General features: G+C 74.4%; 5 protein-coding genes. All 5 read left to right on the forward strand.

The window, feature by feature from the left end:
* Positions 1–131 precede the first annotated feature (131 nt).
* The 5 genes from odhI (at position 132) to gcvP (ending at position 6046) form a co-directional block, all read left to right on the forward strand.
* Positions 132–647: an oxoglutarate dehydrogenase inhibitor Odhl gene (gene odhI, locus ACI78V_RS21360; protein WP_456854428.1), complete on the forward strand. Its 516-nt coding sequence runs from the start codon at positions 132–134 to the stop codon at positions 645–647.
* 58 nt (positions 648–705) lie between these two features.
* Positions 706–1422: a transcriptional regulator FtsR gene (ftsR, locus tag ACI78V_RS21365; protein WP_456854431.1), complete on the forward strand. Its 717-nt coding sequence runs from the start codon at positions 706–708 to the stop codon at positions 1420–1422.
* A 117-nt stretch (positions 1423–1539) separates the two neighbouring features.
* Positions 1540–2028 carry a bifunctional nuclease family protein gene (locus ACI78V_RS21370; protein WP_456854435.1) on the forward strand — a complete coding sequence of 163 codons (489 nt, stop codon included), beginning with the start codon at positions 1540–1542 and terminating at the stop codon, positions 2026–2028.
* Positions 2029–2313: 285 nt separating this feature from the next.
* Complete coding sequence (locus ACI78V_RS21375) at positions 2314–2886, forward strand: MerR family transcriptional regulator (protein WP_456854437.1); 573 nt, start codon at positions 2314–2316, stop codon at positions 2884–2886.
* A gap of 151 nt (positions 2887–3037) precedes the next feature.
* Positions 3038–6046: an aminomethyl-transferring glycine dehydrogenase gene (gene gcvP, locus ACI78V_RS21380; RefSeq protein ID WP_456854442.1), complete on the forward strand. Its 3009-nt coding sequence runs from the start codon at positions 3038–3040 to the stop codon at positions 6044–6046.
* The last annotated feature ends 283 nt before the right edge of the window (positions 6047–6329 follow it).

The raw sequence follows: 6329 nt of genomic DNA on the forward strand, positions 1-6329 counted from the left end.
ATGACCACGGCCCGCCGTGACCCACACGGCGGCCGACCCGCGACGGGCTGTCCGGCCCGTCGTCCGCCGGCCGCCCGCGGCCACCCGACCTGGCCCGCGGCGGTGCCACCCCTGCACCGGAGGAGACAGACGTGCACTGCACTCGTTGTGGCCACAACAACCCCGAGGGCAGTCGCTTCTGCGCGCAGTGCGGCGCGGCGCTGTCCCAGGAGCGGATCGGCGAGTCCACCAGCGTCATCCCCAAGGTGGGCGGTGAGGACTCCGCCGAGACCCCCGAGGTCACCGAGACCGAGGCCCACGCCGGCGCCGTCGAGTCGCTGCCCGCGGGCTCGGCGCTGCTGGTCGTCAAGCGGGGCCCGAACGCCGGCAGCCGCTTCCTGCTCGACCAGGACGTGACCACCGCCGGTCGCCACCCCGACAGCGACATCTTCCTCGACGACGTGACCGTCAGCCGTCGGCACGTGGAGTTCCACCGCGAGGGCGGCGGCTTCTCCGTCCACGACGTCGGCAGCCTCAACGGCACCTACGTCAACCGCGAGCCGGTGGACGTCGCCTCCCTGGCCGGGGGCGACGAGGTGCAGATCGGCAAGTTCCGGCTCGTGTACCTCACCGGTCCGCGCACGGGCGAGCCCGCGTCCCGGTCGTGAACCACCGGGCGCACCCCTCCCGGGCGTCGTCGCCGGTGCCGACGGCAGCGTGACCGCGGTGGCCTCGCGCGCGAGCGCGTTCGGGGACGCCGACGACCAGCACGCCCCCCGCCTCACCATCGGCGAGGTGCTGACCGTCCTGCGCGACGACTTCCCCGACGTGACGATCAGCAAGATCCGTTACCTGGAGTCCGAGGACCTCGTCCACCCGCAGCGCACGGCGTCGGGGTACCGGAAGTTCTCCTCGGCCGACGTCGCCCGGCTGCGGTACGTGCTGGCCGCCCAGCGCGACCAGTACCTCCCGCTGAAGGTGATCAAGGAGCACCTGGACGCGCTGGACCGCGGTGAGCCGTTGCCCGGCTCGGCGCCCGCGCCCGCCGGGGTCGCCGCCACGGAGCCGGAGGCGGGCAGCCTGCCCCCGGAGGAGTTCGCCCGGGCGGCCGGCCTCGAGCCGGCACAGCTGGCCGCCTGCGTGCAGTTCGGCCTGCTGGCCCCGGACACCGACGGCCGGCACCCGGCCGCCGACCTGCCCGTCGCGCGGGCGGCGGCCGGGCTGGCCCGGCACGGCATCGAGCCGCGGCACCTGCGCGTCTACCAGAACGGGGCCGAACGGGAGGCCGGACTGGTCGAGCAGCTGGTCGCCCCGGTGCTGCGGGCCCGCTCGGAGGAGGCGCGCACCCGCGCGACGGAGAAGCTGCGGGAGCTGGTCGCGCTGTCGGCCCAGCTGCACGGCGCCTTGCTCGAGGCACGTCTCCGGGACCTCCTGCGTCCCTGACTCCGGCGTACCGTGGTCGCCGTCGGGCCCGCTCCCGGGCCCCGGAGACCGACCCGTCCACCAGCCGCCAGACCGGTCCACCGCCCCTAGCGGGCCCGCAGCTGAGGGAGCCCCACCGTGCAGGAACTCAGAGTCGTCGGGGTCCGGGTCGAGCTGCCCGGGAACCAGCCGATCCTGTTGCTCAAGGAGACGCAGGGGGAGCGGTACCTCCCGATCTGGATCGGTGCGGTCGAGGCCGCCGCCATCGCCTTCGAGCAGCAGGGGGTGCGACCGGCGCGGCCGATGACCCACGACCTGCTCCGGGAGGTCATCCGTGCGCTCGGCGCCACGCTCGAGGCGGTCAACATCACCGAGATGCGCGACGGCATCTACATCGCCGAGCTCGTCTTCGGCGACGACCGGGTGGTCAGCGCCCGGCCCTCCGACGCCGTCGCGCTCGCCGTCCGGACCGGTGCACCGATCTACGGGGCCGAGGAACTGCTCGACGAGGTCGGCATCGAGATCCCCGACGAGCAGGAGGACGAGGTCGAGAAGTTCCGCGAGTTCCTCGACCAGATCTCCCCGGAGGACTTCGGGGCCGGCTCCGGCTCCGGCGGCACCCCCTGAGTGACCCCCGTCGCCGCGGCGGTCACCCCGGTCATTCCAGTCACTCCAGTCACAGTGGCAACACCGGTACCGGAACGGCTCAAGTCCGCCACCACACCTGCCGATACCCCCCGGAAGGATGAGTGCGGCGACACGCCGCCCGCCTCAGTTGACCGACCCCTGGGCCCGGCTTACGGTCGGCGAACAACACCGGTGTGACACCTGGGACGTGCAGTGACACGGACGACGGTGCGCCCGCCGGGGTCGCCGCGGCGAACGCTGCGGGACGCAGAGGAGGACGCTGACGTGAGCGACCAGAGCAACGGCTCCCAGGGTCAGCTCTTCAGCGACGCCGCTGTGGGGGCGCCGTCCTACGACGAGGTCGACAGCGACCTGGTCGGGTACCGCGGCCCGACGGCGTGTGCCGCTGCCGGCATCACCTACCGCCAGCTGGACTACTGGGCCCGTACCGGCCTCGTCGCGCCCTCGGTGCGCAGCGCGACCGGCTCCGGCACACAGCGGCTGTACTCGTTCCGCGACATCCTCGTGCTCAAGGTGGTCAAGCGGCTGCTGGACACCGGGGTCTCGCTGCAGAACATCCGCAGGGCCGTCGACCACCTGCGCAACCGCGGCATCAAGGACCTCGCCAACGTCACCCTCTTCTCCGACGGCGCCACGGTGTACGAGTGCACCTCCGCCGAGGAGGTCGTCGACCTGCTCGCCGGCGGTCAGGGCGTCTTCGGGATCGCCGTCTCCGGTGCCCTGCGCGAGCTCTCCGGCGAGCTCGCCGAACTGCCGGCCGAGCGGATCGACGGGGGCACCGTGCACCCGGCCGACGACGAGCTGTCGATGCGCCGCCGCCGCCGCGCCGCCGTCTGAGCCGGGACACCACCGGCCTCCCGGCCGACACCACCGGCCCGGCGGCCCACGCTGCAGACCGTCGCCGGCTGCCACGGCGTACCTCCGCGCGGCGCTGACGCCGACCCCGTGACCGCCTGGAGTGTGGCGCCGCGCTGGTAGCGTCGCGGCAATGGCGGACCGTGCTCCCAGCCCCCGTGACGGCAGCCTCCCCGCACTCTCCGCGCTGGACCCGTCGGGGTCCTTCGCCGGCCGGCACATCGGCCCGCGGCCGGCCGAGACCGAGACGATGCTCGCCGCCGTCGGTCACCCGACGCTCCAGTCACTGGTCGACGCCGCCGTCCCCGAGGGGGTCCGCGACCGCGCGCCGCTGGACCTGCCCCCCGCCGCGGACGAGGCGACGGTGCTGCGACTGCTGCGGGAGCGCGCGGCGGCCAACGACGTCTACACCTCGATGATCGGGCTCGGCTACTCCGGCACGGTCACCCCGGCGGTCATCCAGCGCACCATCCTGGAGAACCCCGCCTGGTACACCGCCTACACGCCGTACCAGCCCGAGATCAGTCAGGGCCGCCTCGAGGCGCTGATCAACTTCCAGACGATGGTCGCCGACCTGACCGGCCTGCCCGTCGCCGGCGCCTCGATGCTCGACGAGGCGACCGCCGCCGCGGAGGCCATGACCCTGGTGCGCCGGGCGGGCCGGGCGAAGGCCGATGCGGTGTTCGTCGTCGATGCCGACACGCTCCCGCAGACCCTCGCCGTGCTGCGCACCCGCGCCGAGCCGCTGGGCATCGCGCTGCACGTCACCGACCTGTCCGCCGGCTGGCCGGCCGACCTGCCCGAGGCCGGCGCGTTCGGCGTCCTGCTGTCCTACCCGGGGGCCGGCGGCGCCGTCCGCGACCACCGGGCACTGGTCGCCGCCGCGCACGAGGCCGGCGCCGCGGTCGTCGTGGCCGCGGACCTGCTCGCGCTGACCCTGCTCGAGGCCCCGGGGGAGTGGGGCGCCGACGTGGCCTGCGGCAGCAGCCAGCGGTTCGGCGTCCCCATGGGGTACGGCGGGCCGCACGCCGGCTACCTGTCGGTCCGCGAGGGACTGGCCCGGCAGCTGCCCGGCCGGCTGGTGGGCGTCTCGGTGGACGCCGACGGCGACGTCGCCTACCGGCTGGCGCTGCAGACCCGTGAGCAGCACATCCGTCGCGAGAAGGCGACCAGCAACATCTGCACCGCCCAGGTGCTGCTCGCCGTCATGGCCGGCACGTACGCGGTCTACCACGGCGCCGAGGGCCTCACCGCGATCGCCGCGCGGGTGCACCGCAGCGCCCAGACGCTGGCGGCGTGGCTGCGTACCGGGGGAGTGGAGGTCGTCCACGACCGGTTCTTCGACACGGTGCTCGCCCGGGTGCCCGGCCGCGCGGCCGACGTCGTCGCCGCCGCCGCACAGCGGCGGGTCAACCTGCGGCTGGTCGACCCCGACACCGTCGGGGTGGCCTGCGACGAGACCACGACCCTCGGGACGCTGCGCACGGTCGCCGAGGCGTTCGGCGTCCCGGCCGACGAGGCGACGGCGGAGGACGACGGCCCCGACGCGCTCCCGCCCGGGCTGCGTCGCCGCTCCCCGTTCCTCACCCACCCGGTGTTCTCCGCCCACCGCTCCGAGACCGCGCTGCTGCGTTACCTGCGGTCGCTGGCGGACAAGGACCTCGCGCTCGACCGCACGATGATCCCGCTGGGCTCGTGCACGATGAAGCTGAACTCCGCGGTGGAGATGGCCGCGATCACCTGGCCGGAGTTCGCGCAGCTGCACCCCTTCGCCCCCGCGGAGCAGGCGCGCGGGTACCGGCAGCTGATCGACGAGCTGTGCACCGCGCTGGCCGAGATCACCGGGTACGCCGCGGTCAGCGTGCAGCCCAACGCCGGCTCCCAGGGCGAGTTCGCCGGGCTGCTGGCCATCCGCGGCTACCACCACTCCCGGGGAGAGACGCACCGCGACGTCTGCCTCATCCCGTCGTCGGCCCACGGCACCAACGCCGCCAGCGCGGTCATGGCCGGGATGCGGGTGGTGGTGGTCGCCTGCGACGAGGCCGGCAACGTCGACGTCGTCGACCTGCGGGCCAAGATCGACCAGCACGCCGACCGGCTGGCCGCGATCATGATCACGTACCCGTCGACGCACGGGGTCTTCGAGACCGAGATCCAGGAGATCTGCGCCGCCGTCCACGACGCCGGGGGACAGGTCTACGTCGACGGGGCGAACCTCAACGCGATGGTGGGTCTGGCCCGGCCGGGCCGGTTCGGCTCCGACGTCAGCCACCTCAACCTGCACAAGACGTTCTGCATCCCGCACGGCGGCGGCGGTCCGGGAGTCGGGCCGATCGGCGTCCGCGAGCACCTGGTGCCGTTCCTGCCGGGGCACCCCCTGGTCGACACCGGGACCCGCGGGCCGGCGGTGTCGGCGGCCCCCTGGGGTTCGGCGGGCATCCTGCCCATCTCGTGGGCCTACCTGCGGCTCATGGGCCCTGACGGGCTGACCCGCGCGACCGAGCACGCCATCCTCGGGGCCAACTACCTGGCCGCGCGCCTGCGTGAGCACTACCCGGTGCTCTACACCGGCGCCGGCGGTCTGGTCGCCCACGAGTGCATCCTCGACATCCGCCCGCTGACCCGGGCCACCGGGATCACCAACGACGACATCGCCAAGCGGCTGGTCGACTTCGGCTTCCACGCCCCGACGATGAGCTTCCCGGTGGCCGGGACGCTGATGGTCGAGCCGACCGAGAGCGAGGACCAGGGGGAGCTGGACCGGTTCGTCGACGCGATGGTCGCCATCCGCGCCGAGATCGAGAAGGTCGCCGCGGGCGAGTACGACCGGACCGACAACCCGCTGCGCAACGCCCCGCACACGCTGGCGATGCTCGCGGGGGAGTGGGACCGCCCCTATCCGCGGGAGGACGCCGTCTACCCCGTCCCGGCGCTGCGCGGGCGCGGGTACCTGTCGCCGGTGCGCCGCATCGACCAGGCCTACGGCGACCGCAACCTGGTGTGCTCGTGCCCGCCGCCGGAGGCGTTCGAGGAGCCGCAGCCCGCTCCCGCGGTGTCGGCCCGGGTGCCCGGCCGGGCCGAGGGCTCGCCGGACGACATGGGCACCGCGGCCGACGCGGTGCCCGCCGGCGCCCAGGCCTGACCCGACGGCGGCCGGCGGCGCGGGCCCGCCGGCCGCCGGTCACGGGGCCGTCCCACGGGTCCGACCGCGCTCTCCCGTCGACCGTTATCCCCAACAGAGCGCGGATCCGCCAACGGGGGGAGGACGGCCGGCGAGGACAGGGGACCGGCCCGCGCGGGGGGACCCGGCCGGGGGACGCGCTGTGGGTGCGCCTGGTCGACGTCGACCGCGCGCTGGCCGCCCGCCGCTACCCCGCCCCGATCAACCTCGTCCTCGAGGTGCGGGACCGCTTCTGCCCGTGGAA

This window comes from Geodermatophilus sp. SYSU D00742 (assembly GCF_054049935.1).